We start from the raw sequence: 18,361 nt of genomic DNA, 5'->3' as shown, positions 1-18,361 counted from the left end.
ACGCCCCCAAGTCAATTGGGGGCGTTTGTTTATTTATTTGTATCCTGATTTCTCATGGATTTTAATGTTTCACGGAACATGTTATCGTTCATTTTGGAATCCATTTTAGGCTGGACAGAAGGTTCTTCTTCTTCTGTTTCTGCCTTAGGAGATTCGATATGGGTTTTCATGCTTTGCAGGGCATTCCTGTATGCATTATCATCCATTTTTAACGTTTCTTCTTCTGCCCGCACATCAGGAATTGGCTGTACAGCAGTTTCATGGGCTTCTTCAGCTGGAACAGGAGGCATGGAAGAAGGCGTTTCTTCATGAAGGGCCGGTTCTTGTTCAACATGTGCACGGCTGCGGGATGATGACCTTATATTCATGGTAACTAAGCCGGCTGCTACCAAGATCGCTACAATTATAAAAATAATCATTGCCATCTTATATCAGTCCTCCTTATCGCTCATTTTTAAATGATTTTGCGACATTCGCTACACGTGCTCCTAATATCCTGCCGAGTGTAAGGCCATCTGCAGAAATTGCTTCTGGACTATCAGGAGGACAGGTTACACCTACTCCATAATAAGAGCCATAAAGGGCATTTTCACGGATGTTGCTTGGCATGCCAGTAATAATCATTCCCTGGTGCAGCATTGGGGTGATTAAGTTAAGCATGGTTGCTTCAAGTCCGCCGTGGACAGTGGCTGTAGTACAGAAGACGGCACCGATCTTATCCTGAAGCTTTCCTTCTGCCCAAAGATATCCCAATTTGTCGATCCATGATTTCAATCCGGAACTGATGGTTCCGAAATGCCCTGGGCAGCCCCAGATAATGGCATCCATTTCAGAAAGCTTATACACATCTGCCTGGCTGACATGATCAATAAATACCTCAGCACCGCTTACTCCATCTGCTCCCTCTGCGATAGATTCCGCAAGAGCTTTAGTATGTTCTCCTTCGCTATCATACACAACATAAATCTTCATAAGAAAAACCTCCTGTTAATTAAATGTAGCCTTCTGTGATAATAGTAAACCTCCCGATAAGGGGAGGTTTCTTATTTCTTTATTTCGTTTCATTCACTGGAGAAGGAAGCAACTGAATTTCGTTTTTCTTTTTCGCTTCTTGTCTCTTTTTATCTTTTCTTACATCACGCAGGAAGAAGCTTAGTATTAATCCGATAACAGTAAATCCTGTTGCCCAGAAGAAGGCATCATTGATTCCCATAACATTGGATTGCAGCTGAATTTGGCCGGACAGCAGCGATATGGCTGTCTGCTGGGCTGATGCTGCTGTTTGGTGCGTGGAAGCCATGATATTTTGAACCAGATTTTGCAGATTTTGCGAGAATTCCGGATCAGTTGTGCTCATCTGGTTTCCGATTGTAGTTGCATGGAAGATGGTCCTGTTTGTATAAATGGTAGTGACCAAGCTTGTTCCGATTGCGCCGGTTACCTGGCGGATTGTATTTGTCATGGCGGTTCCGTGGCTATTTAAATGGCGTGGCAGCTGGTTCATGCCTGCTGTCATAATCGGCATCATCAATAGCGACATTCCGAATGAACGGATCATGTAAACACCTAATAATGTTGTATAAGCAGTATCAGGCGTAATTTTAGTAAATTCAAACGTTGTTAAAATAGTGACCAGCAATCCGACTATACCAAGCGGACGAGGTCCTATTTTATCAAACAATATCCCTGAGATAGGGGACATGACCATCATAACAAGGGCGCCTGGAAGCATTAGAACACCTGATTGAACAGGCGTAAAGCCTCTTAGGTTCTGCAGATAAATCGGAAGAAGGAACAGCCCTGTGAACATTGATACAGTGATGATAACTGAAATGATATTGGATAGTGTGAATATATCATACTTGAAAACCCTGAAATCCAGCAAAGGTTTTTCTGACTTTAGCTGCTGAATAACAAATCCGGCAATGGACAGAAGGCCAAGTACAATCATAACCACGACAATTGAGTCTGACCATCCTTTTGAACCGGCTTCACTGACTCCATATAGAAGGGCAGCCACACCGAAAAGGGAAAGAAACGCGCCGAATGCATCGAGTTTGATTTTTTTTGGCTCAATTACATTACGCAATGTGATGAAAGCGACGATTACAATAATCGCTCCAAGCGGAACCATTCCGTAGAACATTAAACGCCATGTATAGTGTTCTATGATCAAACCGGATAATGTAGGGCCGATAGCCGGTGCGAACATCATCGCAAGACCAAAGATTCCCATCCCTTTACCGCGCATATGCGGCGGGAAAATAAACATGATCATGGTCATAACAAGCGGCTGAAGAACACCCCCGCCTGCAGCCTGAATTAAGCGGCCAATCAAAATTACGGAGAATGTCGGTGCAATTCCGCAAATGAAAGTACCAATAGTGAAAAGTATCATAGCCAAAATAAAAAGTATCCTTGTGCCAAAGCGCTCAATAAGGAACGCTGAAAGAGGAATTAACGCACCATTGACAAGCATGAACCCTGTGGAAAGCCACTGGATGGTTGTGGCTGTTACGTTAAACTCTGTCATCATGCGCGGCATAGCCACGCTTAGAAGGGTTTGGTTTAAGATAACTAAGAATAAGCCAAGCATTAATATAACAAGCAGGGGAACATGCTGTCTTACTCCCTGGTCGTTATTTTCGATACCTTGGGCAGCCATTAAACCAGCCTCCTTTCTTGTAAAGTAAACAAATCAAATTATTTTGTGGAAATCTTAACTTCTGCGTTCATACCAGGAAGTACTTTATCAGATGGTGCTTTAATTGAGATTTTAACAGGAACCTTTTGAGTTACTTTAGTGTAGTTACCGCTTGAATTTTGAGCTGGCATGATAGAGAACACTGAGTTTGTAGCATATCCGATATCTTCTAGTGTACCTTCGAAAGTAGTGCCTGGATCTCCGTCAACTGTGATATCAACTGAATCGCCTTTTTCGATATCGCTTAATTCTGTTTCTTTAATGTTTGCTGTAATATAAATTTTGCTCATATCGATTGTTTGGGCCAATACCTGTCCTGCTTGAACCAGTTGATCAGATGAAACTTGTTTTTTAACTACTGTTCCGTCTTGTGCAGAAGAAACAGTCACAGAATGTTTGCCATCAGAGATTTTGCCAAGTGTATTTCCTTTTGAAACATTATCGCCTTCCTGCAGATTCCAGCCTTTTAGCTTGCCTGCTGTTGGGGCAACAATTGTATTAAGATCTCCGGCTACTTTTGCTTCGTCTGTCTTAACGAAATTTGTGCTTTGATAGTAGTAATAAGCACCTCCGGCTACTAATGCAAAAATAATGATAATTCCTACGATATTAACTAGGACTAAACGACCTCTACCCATTAATCTTTCTCCTTTCAATCCAGCGAAGTATTTTATATTTTTGAAGTATTAAATTGGCGGATAATTTTTACGTCGTCATTTTCAATAGAAATTGGTTCCGTTATTTTATCCAGCAATGCTGAAAACTGATAAAAGCCTTCCAGTTCTGTTTCATCCATTTGTTTAATAGTTTGGATGATTAATTCCTTAAAGCTCTTTGTAACACATTCAAGAACTTCAGATCCTTTTTCGGACAGTTGTACTCTGACAACACGCCTGTCTTTGTCATCATTGAAACGGCATATTAAAGTTTGCTCTACAAGACGGTCAATCAGCCTTGTGAGGGAACTTAGGTGGATATGAACCATTTCCGCCAGCTTGCTGACCCGGATGTTGCTGTTTTGTCCGACTTTATAAAGAATATGAACCTGAAGCAAAGTGATGTCATAAGGTTCTATGCTTTTCTCAAGAAACAAAGTACGTATTTTCCCAAGCAGTAATAATTTGTCATGAATGTGCTCTACCGCAGCGATAATACGGCTTTCTTCATTCAACACTTCACTCCCCAATCATACTAATATTTAAGAACATTAAATGTTAACCAATGTAAATATATTTCTTAACAAGGAATTATTCTAACAGAGATTTTTTGAATTGTCATCAATTTAATCCTTTATTTTTCATTAATTTTTTCAGGTAATAAATGTAATATTTCATGTTTGATATGAATAAAGGGGAATTCCATTATTATGAGTATTTGATAAATAATAAAAAATTATTTATGCCAAATAAAATTGGAACGCTTTCATGACGGGCGGGTGAAAAAATAAAAAAGGGCCTTTCTCTAAGTAAGAGAAAGGCCCTTCTTCAAGTCCAAATCACAAGGATTTGGACAAGGTTCAAGCAATTAATCTTCATCTTCTGGAGGAAGATATACTTCATTATCATCTTTATGGAAAGTCTGAAAACTGCTGATTAATTTTTCTAAGTGCTCCATTTGCTCATCATACTCCATAATGGCAGAGAGCAGAGGGACAAGTCGTGCCGCTAATTCCTGATCGTTAATTTCTGAATCACTGCCGTAAAATAGTGCCAGCAGTTCTTCGCGGCTTATACATTCATCGGAAACACAGTCGGAATATACATCGCTGAATTTCACCTTGCCAATATATTTTAACAGCAATTGCTCATGCTTGCGGATCAGGCAGTCCAGCTGATAAAGGAGCTTTACCTGAAAACCCTCAGGCATAATGCTTATTTCATGCTCAAATTTATGGATGCGTTTAAGTGTTTCAAAAGCTTTTCTTGTGGTGATGAGCATTTGCCGGTACACGACTTTCTTTCTGGCCTTTACATGGTTTTCTTTCAGTAAATAACCGCGTTCTTCTTTAAACATATGATAAAGCTGTTCGATTTGAGAAAGGTCGTTCTTTAGATCGCCGATGTCCTTTTTTAACAATGTCCGTTCCGAGACATGGCGTGTGCTCATCCTGATCCACTTGAGGATATCCTCCGTGACATTTGAAATCCGCACATACAGCTTTGTTTCATATTTGGGAGGAATAAATACAAGGTTAACCAGGAATGAGCTCAGGATACCTAATAACACTGATGATAAACGAATGAAGGCAAAGGTGTAGAAATTCCCCTGCTGCGCTTCCATAATCGATAAAGTGGTTACGATTGATAGGGTAATGGTATTGCCCATCTTAAGTTTAAGGTTGATTGAAATGACCACGATAACAGCTAAACCGATAATAAAAATATGATTGCCAAAAAAGAGAACGAATACAACAGCGACACAAGCTCCTATAAGGTTTCCTTGAAGCTGTTCCACAATAGTCCTGTACGAACGGTAAATGGTAGGCTGTATGGCAAATATGGCAGATATCCCTGCTAATACCGGTACAGGCATGTGAAGCAGCTTTGATAGATAAAGCGCTAAAACAATTGCAATTCCCGTTTTTAAAATGCGGGCACCAAGCTTCATATAAGTCCGTTTTCCTTTCTCATGGGTAAAATCCAGCTATGAGTATAATTTTTTATAATGTTTGCGATGTAATTCCGGATAAATAAAAACTCCCTTTTAAATACTTTACACTAAAACATATTTAAGTAAACAATAATGTAATATACAGGGTTTAACGTTAAGTTTCAAGGGTAAATAGCCAGTTTTTACAATTGTTTATAAAAACCTATAATAATAAGAAGGTTTATGGTCAAAATGCAAAGAGGGTAGCCAGTTTTGCAGGTTAAGAAAGCCGGCCCTGGATCCAGTGCCGGCTTCTTTGCAAATTCAACATTGCTGTGCAATTACATCATTCTGTTGAAACAGAGGGATCGGCTTGCTGTTTGACTGGGACAACCATAATAAAATGCTCAGCCGGATTAGACAGAAGGGGGGAAAGGGATAATGCTTCTTCTTCCTGGTCCTGTTCTTTAAGCATGGCTGTATACGCCCCCAAAAGCTCGGAAATGTCCTGGATTCCTTTTGTGGAGAGTGTTTGTATCGTGACGTTCGCACCCTTTGCAATCCTTCTTTCGGCTGCTTCCTTCGTAAAGCCGGACTGCGGCTGCAGCCTTAGATAAACGACACCACCTGTCATGCCTGCACAAATCCATGGTCCTGGATCTCCAAGAACCAAGCCCCTGCCATTTGTCATGTACTCAAAGGCAAATCCTTTTATATTAGCATGTACTGAGATATTTCCGCTTTCCGTTTTTCCAATTGGCTGCTTTAACTGCCCGCCAATGATCATATCTGCTCCAGAAAGCCTGATTCCTGCCCTGGCATCTGCATCTCCCTGTGCAACAAGAAGCCCGTGCTGTGCACCATATCCGAAACCTTTTCCAACAGAGCCATTATAGAAGTTTCCATCCTTGCCGCGGGATTTGAAAATCCATATGTTCCCGCCGATGGCAGTCTTGCCGATGCCATCCTGTGCTCCTCCGCTGACCTGTATCTCAATTCCCTCTGTGTTATAAGCGCCAAGTCCATTTCCTGGTATGGAACCATTTTTGTAAATGAGCTGTACAGAAGGGAGTGATTTATATGATCCATCCAATCTTCCCCTGACACGATGGCAGGAAACCCTGCTTCCGAGCACGCGCTGGTCGGAGGTGATTCTGTCATACGCTCTGGATTCATTGAGGTCATCCACCGCTGAGTCCAGATATTCTGCTCCTACAGCGGCCTGCAGTGCGCCTTCATTTAGGCTGGCTGCTGTTTCCAGGCTGGGAAACTGGCTGATTTCGAGAGTTTTCAGCAAATATGTTAAATCAAGAAGTTCCTTCCCCTTGACCTGCAGAAGCAGATCAGATCTGCCGACAATATCCTGCAGGCTTCTTGCTCCAAGAGAAGCAGTAAGTGCTTTAAGTTCATTTCCAAAAGCAGTAAACATATTGGTCAGCCCCTGTACAGCCAAGTCAAATTTGCGTGGCACAAAGCGGCGCAGCCCATGTTCTTTTGCTTCTGCTTCAGATTCTATCTGGGTGGCAATACCCACATGGCATGTATCTAAATGGCAGCCCCTGCAGGTAGTGCATCCAACGGCAATCATCGAAAGGGTGCCAAATCCAACCCGATTCGCTCCAAGGAGCATGACTTTCAATACATCCAGCGAGCTTTTTAAGCCTCCGTCAGCCCAGATTTCTACATTCTGCCTGATTCCTGCTTCCAAAAGGGCATTATGGGCGGCCTTGACGCCAATCTCAACAGGAAGCCCTACATGCTGAAGGGCATGGATACGGGCAGCGCCTGTTCCTCCGTCAAAACCGGAAAGTGTAATGATGTCTGCGCCGGATTTGGCTATCCCGACCGCTATCGTCCCGATATTAGGGACGACTGGAACCTTTACCGCCACTTTTGCATTATCATTCGCTGTTTTAAGCTCGTGTATCATTTGCGCAAGGTCTTCAATTGAATAAATATCATGATTATTTGATGGTGATATAAGATCGGAGCCGATGGTTGCATTACGTGCCTGGGCAATCTTGGCTGTTACCTTAGAGCCTGGAAGATGGCCGCCTTCACCTGGTTTGGCTCCCTGGCCGATTTTAATTTCCAGCAGGTTGGATGAATTAAGCAGCTCAGCATTCACCCCGAAACGGCCGGAAGCAATCTGCTGGCCGCGGGATTTCGGATATTTGCCGAGCATATCTTTGATTTCCCCGCCTTCGCCATTCATACTGATCATCTTCAAACGGTCAGCCGCTTCAGCGTACGCCCTGAAGGCAATTTCGTTTTGCGATCCGAATGACATGGAGGCAATGACAAACGGAAGGCTATGCTCACCGATAGATATGCTGACTTCTTCAGGGGAAAGGGGTTCTTTCCCTGGAATCAGGGAGGTTAAATGCCTGATTGCTGTTGGATTCGCTTCTTCCTGTTCAGATATTTTCTCCCGGTACGCTTCATAATCTCCTGTAGACGCAACATCTCCAATCGATTTCCAGATCCGGGGGAACAGGTGGAAGGTTTTTCCTATTCGCCCGTCGGTGCTATGATAATCCTGAGCCCTTTGCAGAGCGTCTTCTTTCATGCTGTCAAAATTATATTGCAGTTCAGAAGAACCGAAGAAGTTCACGATGTTTAAATGCTGACCGACTTCATCATTCAGCCCTATGCTTGAAAATAGGCGGCCATATCCCCGAAGCTCATGTATCCCTATAGTGGAAATCACTTTCTCAAGCCCTTTTGTCAGGGCATTGTACAAATTAACGGCAGGTTCCGGTGTTTCTGCAGGCAGTGTCAAAAACATGTAATAAGGGCTGATCGCATCGGCACCTAGTCCGTATGCGGTAATAATATCATGCAGGGAACGGATTGCTGCAGACCTGACCAATAATGAGCAATTTCTTCTTTGGCCTGAACTCAGTAGAGCCTGGTCAACAGCAGAGACCGCCAGATGGGGATCAAGCCACAGATATTCATCATGATGGGCATCTGCGTCATCCAATATGATCAGTGTTTTTCCATCTTTAACAGCAGAGACTGCTTCATCGGCTATTCGGGATAATGCGGACGGTATGGATTCATCCCGCATAAAAACAGCGGAAATGCTGCTGCAGGATTTTTGCTCCTGATGGTAGTTGATGAAATTGTCATAGCTTGGCTGATCCAGGATATCGGAACATTCAATTCCGCTTTTTCCTTCTATAAAAATAGGTGTCAGAAGCTCCATTACTTTTTCTGCTTTTTCAGCCTTGAATAAAGCGGGACGTTTCCCTATGATCGTGCGTGTAGAAAAATGCTCGGTTTCCCTGTCCCGGTCAATGGCTGGGTTTGTTACAACAGCTACGCTTTCTTTTATAAAATCAGCTATATTTTTCCTCTGGGGATTGAGAGCTGCCAATGGTGCATCATGGCCTAATGAACGGATAGGCTCTGCCCCTTTTTCCGCCATTTGCTCAACCAGCTGCACATGATCCCTTTCCCAGCCAAATGCCTTATATTGCCCATTTTGGATACCGGCGGATTGGGTGCTCTCTGCCGGCCTTGCAAACACCGGGGGCTTGAGGCGGATGCTGTCACTGGAAAGGATGAGCCGACTGGAAAAGCGTTCATAGACTTCAGTCTGATAGGAGGTATAATCCAAGAGTACAATTGAATCTCCCTCCCATTTTAGGCCAATTTTTTCACCAGGTCCGAGGGGCTTCGGGTCACCGGTATATTCAGAGGAAGGTATAATTCCAGGCTCTGATGAAAATAGGTATGAAGTTTCTGTTTCTAAATTCCATAAAGGCCGCAAGCCTAATGAGTCAACGGAAAATACAGCTTCATCCCCAAACCTGGAGATAATTCCCGCAGGCCCTTGTGCAAAGTGTCCCCAAGCCTCCCTGAGATAGGTATATAAGTTTTGCAAATGCCCGGGATAGGCCTTTATTTCATTAATGATAGGAGGGAAGAGCATATCAATAGCTTCGAATAGTGAAAAGCCATGCCTGCAGATCAGCGTTTCAATGGTCCTGTTCAGATCCTGAGAGTCACTGCCCTCCTTCACGAGCGGGACGCCGATCATTTGTGCTTCTTCACGAAGCTTGGCAATGGTATTGATTTCTCCGTTATGGCCCAGGATGCTGAATGGCTGAACCCTGAAAAAGCTTGATAAAGTATTTGTTGAAAAACGGTTGTGGCCAAGTGTCATGGTGGAGGCAGCCAGCGGATCAGCAAGGTCAGGATAATAGTTTGGGAGAATATCACCAGCGCCCATCACCTTATAAACTGCATGATATTGGCTTAGGGAAGCTACATGTATAAAATCATTTTTTTCTATATCGTGTGTAAGTTCAAATAGAGATTGGGTTATCTCTGTTTGCTCTGTAAAGGAAGAAAGGCAGGCAAATTGCCAGAACACCGGATTTTCCTGAATTGCAATCGGACCAAGTGCGGATGGATTGCAGGCTTTATCTGTTTCAAATACAAGCCTCAAACCGGCAGTGTTAAGCTTTTCCTTTACTTCACTCATTAGGGAGGAAATATCTCCCTTTCTGCTCAGGAAAAGATGCCCGACTGCAAAGCTTGGGTCATCAGCAAGATTGCCGTCAGCATTTGCTGATTCAAGCTTTTTTTTCCAAAGGGCTCTTGGGATATCGATGTGGATGCCAACTCCGTCTCCTTCACCATTAATGAAGCCGGCCCGGTGATTCATTTTTACTAAGGCATCTATGCAGGTGAAAATGTTTTCCCTTGCAGGGATTCTTTTTTTCTCAATGCTTGCTACAATTCCGCAGGCATCATGCTCCTCGCGGTAAAACTCTTTAAATAACCCTGGATTCCATTGCTTTTGATTCATGAGTTCGGCGTCTATAAGGGGGAGCCTTATTTTGCCTTCACCTCCTGGTTTTATATAATGATGCTCTAATAAGAAAGGGGATTTTTAAAGGGGCTCTGTTAGCTTTGCCAGCTATTTCTGCTTCAGGCACCGCGGCCTTCGGAGCATCTTCGGCGCGCTTTCAGTTCCGGTGCATAAACAAAGCCTCTAAGGAAAGTGGATAATTTTCTGAATATTATTATAATGATACTAAACAAGAGAGGATAAATCAATTTTTTATACAGGGCAGTGGATATGGTTTTTTTACAAGAAGGAAGGAAAATAAACTGTTCAGCATATATGCAAATGATTTCTTTTGCGGATGTAAAAAATCCTGCAAAGCCGAATTCTTTGCAGGATTGTATGTTTTATGAATAATTATTCGTTTCCTGAAGAAGAACCAAGTGTTTTAAATGCATGTTCAACAGCTTTTAAAGTATAAGTTATATCTTCTTCGGTATGCTCGGTTGTTAAAAACCAGGCTTCATATTTTGATGGAGCAAGGTTGATGCCCTGATGAAGCATCAGTTTAAAGAACTTGGCAAACATTTCGCCGTCTGTGTTTTCTGCTTGGACATAATTTTCCACTTTTTCTTTGGTGAAGAAAATTGTAAGTGCACCTTTCAGGCGGTTGATGGTAATCGGGACCTGATAGCGTTTTGCTGCTGCAAGAATCCCTTTTTCGAGTATAGCGCCAAGATGGTCAAGCTTCTCATAAAGGCCCTCCTGCTTCAGTACCTCTAAACAGGCGATTCCTGAAAGCATGGATGCGGGGTTTCCTGCCATTGTACCAGCTTGATATGCAGGTCCAAGGGGAGCGACTGTCTCCATGATTTCTTTCTTTCCGCCGTAAGCGCCAATCGGAAGGCCGCCGCCGATGATTTTCCCTAGAGCAGTTAAATCAGGCTGCACGCCGAGAAGATCCTGGGCTCCGCCGTACATAAAGCGGAAAGCCGTAATGACTTCGTCAAAGATAACAAGTGCACCTGCATTGTGGCTATGTTCCAGGACAGCTTCCAAGAAACCTGGATTAGGTTCGACAATGCCGAAATTTCCTACAATCGGTTCGACCAGAACACCGGCAATTTGATCTCCCCATTTTTCAAGGGCTTCTTTAAATGGTTCAATATCATTGAATGGAACAGTAATAACCTCTTGTGCAATGCTTTTCGGGACGCCGGCTGAATCTGGCGTGCCGAGAGTAGAAGGCCCAGACCCCGCTGCTACAAGCACAAGATCGGAGTGGCCATGATAGCTTCCTGCGAATTTAATGATTTTATCTCTTCCTGTGTATGCCCGTGCTACACGGATCGTTGTCATGACTGCTTCTGTTCCGGAATTGACGAAACGGACTTTGTCCATGTATGGCATGGCTTCTTTCAGCATCTTTGCAAATTTCACTTCATAGGGAGTTGGTGTACCGAACAAAACCCCTGATTCTGCAGCCTTTTTGATGGCTTCCGTTATATGGGGGTGGGCATGGCCGGTAATGATCGGGCCATAAGCGGCTAAATAATCAATATACTTATTGCCGTCAACATCCCAAAAATAAGCACCCTGTCCCCGTTCCATCACAACCGGAGAACCGCCTCCAACAGCCTTATAAGAACGTGAAGGGCTATTCACACCCCCGACAATATGCTCCTGCGCTTCCCTATGTAAACTCTCTGAATTCGTAAACTTCATCACATATCCTCCTCTAAACCAAACTACAACAATCTATTCTAGCACAAAACCACCCGGAATTGTGGTTTGGGAAATGGGGTCTGACCCCCATCAGCATATACAGGAAAGCCTTTGTATCACACATCCTGCAGCGGGTGGGAGGTTCGGGAAATGGGGTCTGACCCCATTGTTTGGGCATTTTTGTTGTTTTAGCGGGCTGGTTTGGATAAACTATCTCATTAGGGCAAGATGACTATTGGAGGAAATGATGTTATGAGTTTTGCAATTGAAGTGGAGCATCTTAGAAAAGAGTTTAAGGCGTATTCCAGCCGTTCGGGGTTAAAAGGGGCCTTTCGTGACCTGCTTACTAGAAATTATAAAGTTGTTCCTGCTGTGAACGATATTAATTTCAATGTGAAACAGGGGGAAATGGTGGCTTACATCGGAGAGAATGGGGCAGGAAAGTCAACGACAATCAAAATGCTGACAGGCATCCTAACCCCAACCTCGGGGCATATTCGTGTGAATGGAATGAATCCTCATAAAGAAAGAGAGAGTTTCACGCCAACAATTGGCGTCGTATTCGGCCAGCGCTCACAGCTTTGGTGGGATATCGCTGTGCAGGAATCCTTCCGCCTATTGAAAAAGGTTTACAAGGTGTCTGATCAGCAATACGAAGAGCATATGGGACACATCATTAAGACGCTTGACCTGGAACCCTTGCTTGACAAACCGGTCCGTAAGCTATCGCTCGGCCAGCGTATGAGGTGTGAGCTAGCGGCTGCACTGATCCATAATCCGCCGCTTTTGTTCCTTGACGAGCCGACAATCGGGCTTGACGTACTTGTAAAGCTCAAGATCCGGGAATTTTTAAAGGAGATCAACCAAAAGTACAATACGACCATTTTATTGACCACCCATGATCTTGCAGATATTGAAGCACTATGCGATCGGGTGATTATGCTTGATGAAGGCCAGATCATTTATGATGGCGCTTTAAACAGCCTGAAAAACAACTGGGCTGAAGGCAAGGAAATACATTTTCAATTCATGGAGCAAGTATCTCTTAATGAGCTGCAGTCATTGCCGCTTCCTTTTGATGCTTCCTGGGAATATGACGAAAAAGATCAAACATATATTGCATTTATTAAAGAAGAAAAGGATCATATTTCACAGTTGATCGCGGCAGTCATTGCTCATTATAAAATTAAGGACATCAAGATTCATGAAACATCGATAGAAGAAATCGTCCGGAATATTTATGATAAAGGCATCGTATGATTTCTCGTCAGTTATTACAAAAATAAAACCAGGAAAAGGCGGGAAAGGAGCAGTACGGTGGGAAAGTACACAGAAATGATACGCATCAGATTTTTAATGATGCTGGCTTATAGATCTGATTATTACACTGGGATTTTAATTTACAGCATCAACATCGGGGCATACTATTTCCTTTGGAATGCCATTTATGGCGGAAAAGGGTCGATGCAGGGATTGACTAGCACACAAATGACTACATATGTGGCCATTGCCTGGATGGCACGCGCTTTTTACTTCAATAATATCGACAGGGAAATATCCCAGGAAATCAAAGAGGGAAAAGTGGCCATTGAATTGATAAGGCCATACAGCTATCTTGGCATGAAAACGATGCAGGGGCTTGGTGAGGGGATCTTCCGTTTCTTCTTCTTCTCGATACCCGGCATGATAGTAGTAGCTTTAATTTTTCCAATCAAACTTCCGCATGATGCTGCAGTTTGGGGTTATTTTGTTTTATCTCTTATCCTTAGCTTTATTATCAATACACAAATCAATCTGCTCACAGGAATCACAACATTTTTCTTTTACAACAACGCTGGGCTGATCAGGGCAAAAAGAGTGATCATTGATTTATTTTCCGGATTGCTTCTTCCTATCAGCTTTTATCCGTTGTGGGCACAGGACATCATGAAATACCTTCCTTTTCAGGGCATTAGCTATATCCCGAGCATGATTTTCACAAATGGCTTCAGTACCGGGGAAATCCTGCAGGCGATGCTGCAGCAATTAATCTGGGTGCTGATATTAATGGTGCCAATCCAGCTTCTCTGGGTTACCGCTAAAAAACAGCTCATCATTCAGGGAGGCTAAAGCAAGTGTTTTATGTAAATATGTTTTTTCAATATGTAAGCCAGTATATGAAAACAAGGCTTCAGTACAGGGCTGATTTATTTGTTGAGATTTTTTCTGATCTGCTGAATCAAGCGGTCAATTTGATCTTCATCTTCGTTGTATTCGGCCATACTCAGCTGTTGAGCGGCTGGAACCGCGATGAAATCATTTTTATCTATGGCTTCTTCCTTATTCCGTTTGCTCTATTTTCTTCATTCTTTAATATATGGGATTTTAATGACCGTTATATAGTCAAAGGAGAGATGGACAGAATTCTGACAAGGCCGATTCACAGCCTTTTTCAGGTCATTCTGGAAAGGATGGAACTGGAATCGCTATTCGGGCTGATAACAGGCCTGATTGTTATTTTTTATGCGGGATCATCCCTGCATCTTGACATTCACTGGTATGACCCCGTGCTGTTTATCCTGTTTGCCATCGGGGGTGCCCTTGCATATGCCGCTATTTTTATTGCCCTTGCAAGCATTGGCTTCTGGTCGGATGCCAAAACATCGATTATGCCGATGATGTATAATATCGGAAATTACGGCCGCTATCCGGTCGATATTTACAATAAAGCCATCCGGTTTGTATTGACATGGGTATTGCCCTTTGCCTTTGTAGGCGTCTATCCTGCCGCCTATTTTCTGGGCAAAAAAGAATGGTACATGTTCTCATTTGCCACTCCTGTAATCGGCATTGTCTTCTTCACTCTTTCTGTTCTGCTATGGAACCAGGGTGTGAAGAAATATAGAGGTGCAGGAAATTAAAAAACAGCCGCTTTTCCAATCGGGAAAGCGGCTGTTTTTTCTATCTCAGTCCTCCGAAGTTAAGTAGGAAGCTTTTGGTTCCAATGTTTATAATAGCCGATCATCCTTACCTTCTGTACTGCCTGTATAAAAGAGAAATAGAATTCTTTACATATAACATGGAAACAGGGAGTAGTAATAGAATATCTAATATTATATTTTAGGAGGTGAGGAGGATCCATGACCTTTTATCTGTTGATTGCAGCCATCCTGGTCTGCATGTTTATGAGCCTCCGCACTTTATTTATAGAACAAAGCAGTGAGAAAAGATTTTCCATAGAAAGCCTGATTTGGGTGACCAACCTTTATGGAACCATATTAATAGGATTTGCACTTATTTATTTACTGTTTGAGCTGGATAACCATGCAGTTTTTTTGGACAACGGTTTCCGGGTGGAGGGGGATTATATCAGTCATCTGGAAACCTCCTTTTATTTCAGTGCAATGACGATGTTTTCTGTTGGCTACGGCGATGTAGCGCCAATTGGGGTTGGCCGTACAATCGCAGCTGTTCAGGCCTTTATCGGATACACTCTGCCGGCTGCATTCGTAATCCGGACTGTTTTTGATTTTGAGCAGATTAATAGGAGAAAGTGAGAAATTTGTAATTGGGGAGAAAATTGGGTACTCTTACTCCAAAGGCAAGAAATGGAGGGAGTGCATTGACAGTGAAAATCGGTGAAAAAGCTCCGGATTTTAAATTGAATGCGAGTAATGGAGAAGTTATTTCTTTATCAGATTTTGCAGGCAAACATATCATTTTGTATTTCTATCCTAAGGATATGACACCCGGCTGTACCACGGAAGCGTGTGATTTTCGTGATCAGCATGAACAATTCAAGGAGCTGGATGCAGTCATTTTGGGGGTTAGCCCGGATCCGGTTGACCGTCATATGAAATTTATCGAAAAGCACGGCCTGCCTTTCCTGCTGCTGGCAGATGAACATCATGAGGCAGCGGAAGCGTATGATGTATGGAAGCTGAAGAAAAACTTCGGCAAAGAATATATGGGCATCGAACGCTCTACTTTTTTAATTGATAAACAAGGAATTTTAATTAAAGAGTGGAGAAAAGTGAAGGTAAAGGGACATACAGAAGAAGCATTAGAGTATCTTAGGAAAACAGAGGCATAATTTGGGGGCAACGGCATGAGGGATGAGAGATTAAACAGGCTGGCGAAAATGCTGCTGAAGCATTCAATTAAATTGCAGAAAAAACAAAAAGTGCTTATCCGAGGCCATGTTAACAGCAAGCCTTTGCTAAAAGAACTGATTGATGAAACCTATAAAATGGGCGGTTATCCGTATGTTGATTTAATGGATGATGAAATCAGCCGGCATTTATTAATGGGGTATGAAAAGGAACAGCTTGATACATTTTCTTCATGGATGATGAAGAAATATGAAGATACAGATGCGGTCATCATTGTGTATGGTGAAGAAAATGATGCCGAGTTTTCTGAAGTGCCTGCAGAAAAGCACCGGCTTCGCGGAGAAGCCATGAAACCTTCAACGTTTTTTTATGTGAACAACCGGAAATGGGTATTGCTGAACTATCCTACAGTCGGCCTTGCCCAAAAAGCTGGCATGAGCTTGAGCCGGTTTGAAGACTACCTGCTTGACGTCTGCACGGTTGATTATGAAAAAATGGAACAAGCCATGCAGCCGCTTAAAGAATTAATGGAAGCAACAGATAAGGTCCGTATTGTCTCGCCTGGAACAGATTTATCCTTTTCCATCAAAGACATACCTGCAGTAATCTGTGCAGGCTCCAATAATGTACCGGATGGTGAAGTCTTCACAGCTCCTGTTAAAGAAAGTGTCAACGGAACCATAACCTTCAATACTCCATGCCCATATCAGGGATCGGTTTTCAGGGGAGTTTCATTAACATTTAAAGAAGGTAAAATTACTGACTGCACTGCGGATCAGCTGGAAAAACTCCATGCAATCCTCGATACAGACAGCGGTTCACGCTTTATCGGAGAGTTTGCACTTGGAGTCAACCCGCTGATTACGGAACCGATAGGCGATATATTATTCGATGAAAAAATATGCGGAAGTCTGCATTTTACTCCCGGAGAGGCCTATGAAGAAGCTGACAATGGCAACCGGTCATCAATTCATTGGGATATGGTTCTCATCCAGCGTCCAGAATATGGCGGGGGAGAAATATATTTCGATGATGTCTTAGTCAGGAAAGACGGCATGTTTGTCCTGCCGCAGCTTGCAGGGCTGAATCCTGAAAGCTTGAAGTGGTAATGTAAAGCCTATTTTATTAGACAAGGGCTACTGTCCAACTCCAATATGCTGTTTTAGAATAGTATAAATCATGGGAATACCTCCTCAAAGATTGTTTCGCGGATCTAGTATCCGCGTTTTTTTATGCCCGGAAAAAGGTGCGGTTTGCTGCCTGTGAATGAAAATGCAGAAAATTCTTGTGCCGGATATCAGCCGGGAAGATTTTTAACATGATAAAATAATTGAAAAACCTTTGGAGGATTTGCATATGCTTGTACTCTCAACGATTACTCCGGACGATGCCGTCATAATGGAGATGGAACAAAAGTTTCCAGCTCTGGAATTCACCTATAAAACAAAATTGCCTGTGAACGATGATCACTTAAAGCGCGCGGAAATCCTCATAACCTATGGTGAGGATTTAACAGAAAAACATATAGAAGCGGCCAAACAGCTGAAGTGGATAATGGTCATGTCTGCAGGACTTGAGAAAATGCCCTTTCAGGAGATTACCCGGAAAAACATCATGGTGACAAATGCAAGGGGGATACATAGCATTCCGATGGCAGAGTATACAATAGGGATGCTGCTTCAATATGAAAAAAAGAATAAGCTATTGCTGGAACAGGAAGAAAAAGCATTATGGGAACGCAGAATTATGACTGGCGAGCTTAGCGGCAAAACGATACTCATCATGGGCACAGGAGCGATAGGCGGGGAAATTGCCAGACTGGCTAAAGCATTTTATATGAAGACCCTGGGAATCAACAGGGGAGGCAAACAGGCTGCTTATATTGATGAGCTCTATAAAAACAGTGACTTATTAAATGTGATCGCGCGTGCTGATTATATAACGGCTATTTTGCCTAGCACTCCCGAAACAAAGGGAATGCTTGGGAAAGAGCACTTCAGAAAGATGAAGGAAACGGCCGTTTTTATCAACATAGGCCGCGGTGACCTTGTGGAAGACAATATTCTTTTAGAGGCTATGAAAAATAAAGAAATCGCCCATAGCATTCTTGATGTTTTTAACACCGAACCTCTTCCGGAGGATCATGACTTCTGGAGAATGGACAATGTGACAGTGACACCACATCTATCAAGCAAATCAGACAAATACCTGCCAAGATCCTTTGACATTTTTGAAAAAAACCTCCACGAATATATGGGAGAAGGAAAAAAGTATATCAATTTAATTGATTCCAAAAAGGGTTATTGATAAGCATGCACATGTAAGTTTCGGCTGAAATGGAATATACTAAGGCGTATCCCTCATTTTTATGTGAGGGAGATGTCTCTTGGCAGTCTAAAGGCTTATATTTTTTCATATAATTAAGTGTATAGCCCTTGCAGAATCATTGAC

The 18,361-nt window shown here is 42.8% G+C and carries 15 protein-coding genes; 7 read left to right on the top strand and 8 right to left on the bottom strand.

From position 1 onward, the window contains the following. Positions 1–29: 29 nt before the first annotated feature. The 8 genes from BIV59_RS11120 to BIV59_RS11085 all read right to left on the bottom strand — a co-directional run bounded on the left by BIV59_RS11120 (position 30) and on the right by BIV59_RS11085 (position 11,819). A complete protein-coding gene (locus tag BIV59_RS11120; protein ID WP_071351556.1) occupies positions 30–425 on the bottom strand; it encodes a superantigen-like protein SSL4 in 396 nt (131 codons plus the stop codon). Positions 426–441: 16 nt separating this feature from the next. Beyond that, a complete protein-coding gene (locus BIV59_RS11115; protein ID WP_071351555.1) occupies positions 442–972 on the bottom strand; it encodes an NAD(P)H-dependent oxidoreductase in 531 nt (176 codons plus the stop codon). A gap of 79 nt (positions 973–1,051) precedes the next feature. Beyond that, positions 1,052–2,665: a DHA2 family efflux MFS transporter permease subunit gene (locus BIV59_RS11110; RefSeq protein ID WP_071351554.1), complete on the bottom strand. Its 1,614-nt coding sequence runs from the start codon at positions 2,663–2,665 to the stop codon at positions 1,052–1,054. A 38-nt stretch (positions 2,666–2,703) separates the two neighbouring features. Beyond that, entirely contained in the window at positions 2,704–3,342 is a 639-nt protein-coding gene (locus BIV59_RS11105; RefSeq protein ID WP_071351553.1) for a biotin/lipoyl-containing protein, read from the bottom strand. 32 nt (positions 3,343–3,374) lie between these two features. Continuing rightward, positions 3,375–3,875 (bottom strand): MarR family winged helix-turn-helix transcriptional regulator, encoded by a 501-nt coding sequence (locus tag BIV59_RS11100; protein WP_071351552.1) that lies wholly within the window; start codon positions 3,873–3,875, stop codon positions 3,375–3,377. A gap of 353 nt (positions 3,876–4,228) precedes the next feature. Beyond that, positions 4,229–5,311, bottom strand: coding sequence for an FUSC family protein (locus tag BIV59_RS11095; protein ID WP_071351551.1), 1,083 nt, complete (start codon positions 5,309–5,311; stop codon positions 4,229–4,231). Between the two features lie 328 nt (positions 5,312–5,639). Further along, complete coding sequence (locus BIV59_RS11090; RefSeq protein ID WP_071351550.1) at positions 5,640–10,115, bottom strand: glutamate synthase-related protein; 4,476 nt, start codon at positions 10,113–10,115, stop codon at positions 5,640–5,642. Between the two features lie 396 nt (positions 10,116–10,511). After that, positions 10,512–11,819 (bottom strand): glutamate-1-semialdehyde 2,1-aminomutase, encoded by a 1,308-nt coding sequence (locus BIV59_RS11085; protein ID WP_071351549.1) that lies wholly within the window; start codon positions 11,817–11,819, stop codon positions 10,512–10,514. Between the two features lie 252 nt (positions 11,820–12,071). Here BIV59_RS11085 and BIV59_RS11080 point away from each other — a divergent pair, with 252 nt between their 5' ends. From BIV59_RS11080 to BIV59_RS11050, 7 genes are all read left to right on the top strand, one after another. Continuing rightward, positions 12,072–13,079, top strand: coding sequence for an ABC transporter ATP-binding protein (locus BIV59_RS11080; protein ID WP_071351548.1), 1,008 nt, complete (start codon positions 12,072–12,074; stop codon positions 13,077–13,079). 57 nt (positions 13,080–13,136) lie between these two features. Then, positions 13,137–13,928: an ABC transporter permease gene (locus BIV59_RS11075; RefSeq protein ID WP_071351547.1), complete on the top strand. Its 792-nt coding sequence runs from the start codon at positions 13,137–13,139 to the stop codon at positions 13,926–13,928. A gap of 5 nt (positions 13,929–13,933) precedes the next feature. Further along, on the top strand, positions 13,934–14,719 hold the full coding sequence (locus BIV59_RS11070) for an ABC transporter permease (protein ID WP_071351546.1): 786 nt from the start codon (positions 13,934–13,936) through the stop codon (positions 14,717–14,719). Positions 14,720–14,938: 219 nt separating this feature from the next. After that, complete coding sequence (locus BIV59_RS11065; protein ID WP_071351545.1) at positions 14,939–15,355, top strand: ion channel; 417 nt, start codon at positions 14,939–14,941, stop codon at positions 15,353–15,355. Positions 15,356–15,420: 65 nt separating this feature from the next. Further along, positions 15,421–15,891: a thioredoxin-dependent thiol peroxidase gene (gene bcp, locus BIV59_RS11060; RefSeq protein ID WP_071351544.1), complete on the top strand. Its 471-nt coding sequence runs from the start codon at positions 15,421–15,423 to the stop codon at positions 15,889–15,891. Between the two features lie 15 nt (positions 15,892–15,906). After that, on the top strand, positions 15,907–17,019 hold the full coding sequence (locus BIV59_RS11055) for an aminopeptidase (protein WP_071351543.1): 1,113 nt from the start codon (positions 15,907–15,909) through the stop codon (positions 17,017–17,019). A gap of 247 nt (positions 17,020–17,266) precedes the next feature. After that, positions 17,267–18,217 (top strand): D-2-hydroxyacid dehydrogenase, encoded by a 951-nt coding sequence (locus BIV59_RS11050; RefSeq protein WP_071351542.1) that lies wholly within the window; start codon positions 17,267–17,269, stop codon positions 18,215–18,217. Positions 18,218–18,361: the final 144 nt, after the last annotated feature.

The organism is Bacillus sp. MUM 13 (assembly GCF_001866725.1).
GTDB lineage: Bacteria > Bacillota > Bacilli > Bacillales > DSM-1321 > Peribacillus.
Note: the sequence above shows the minus strand (reverse complement) of the source record. Positions and strands in the feature narration are given on the sequence as shown.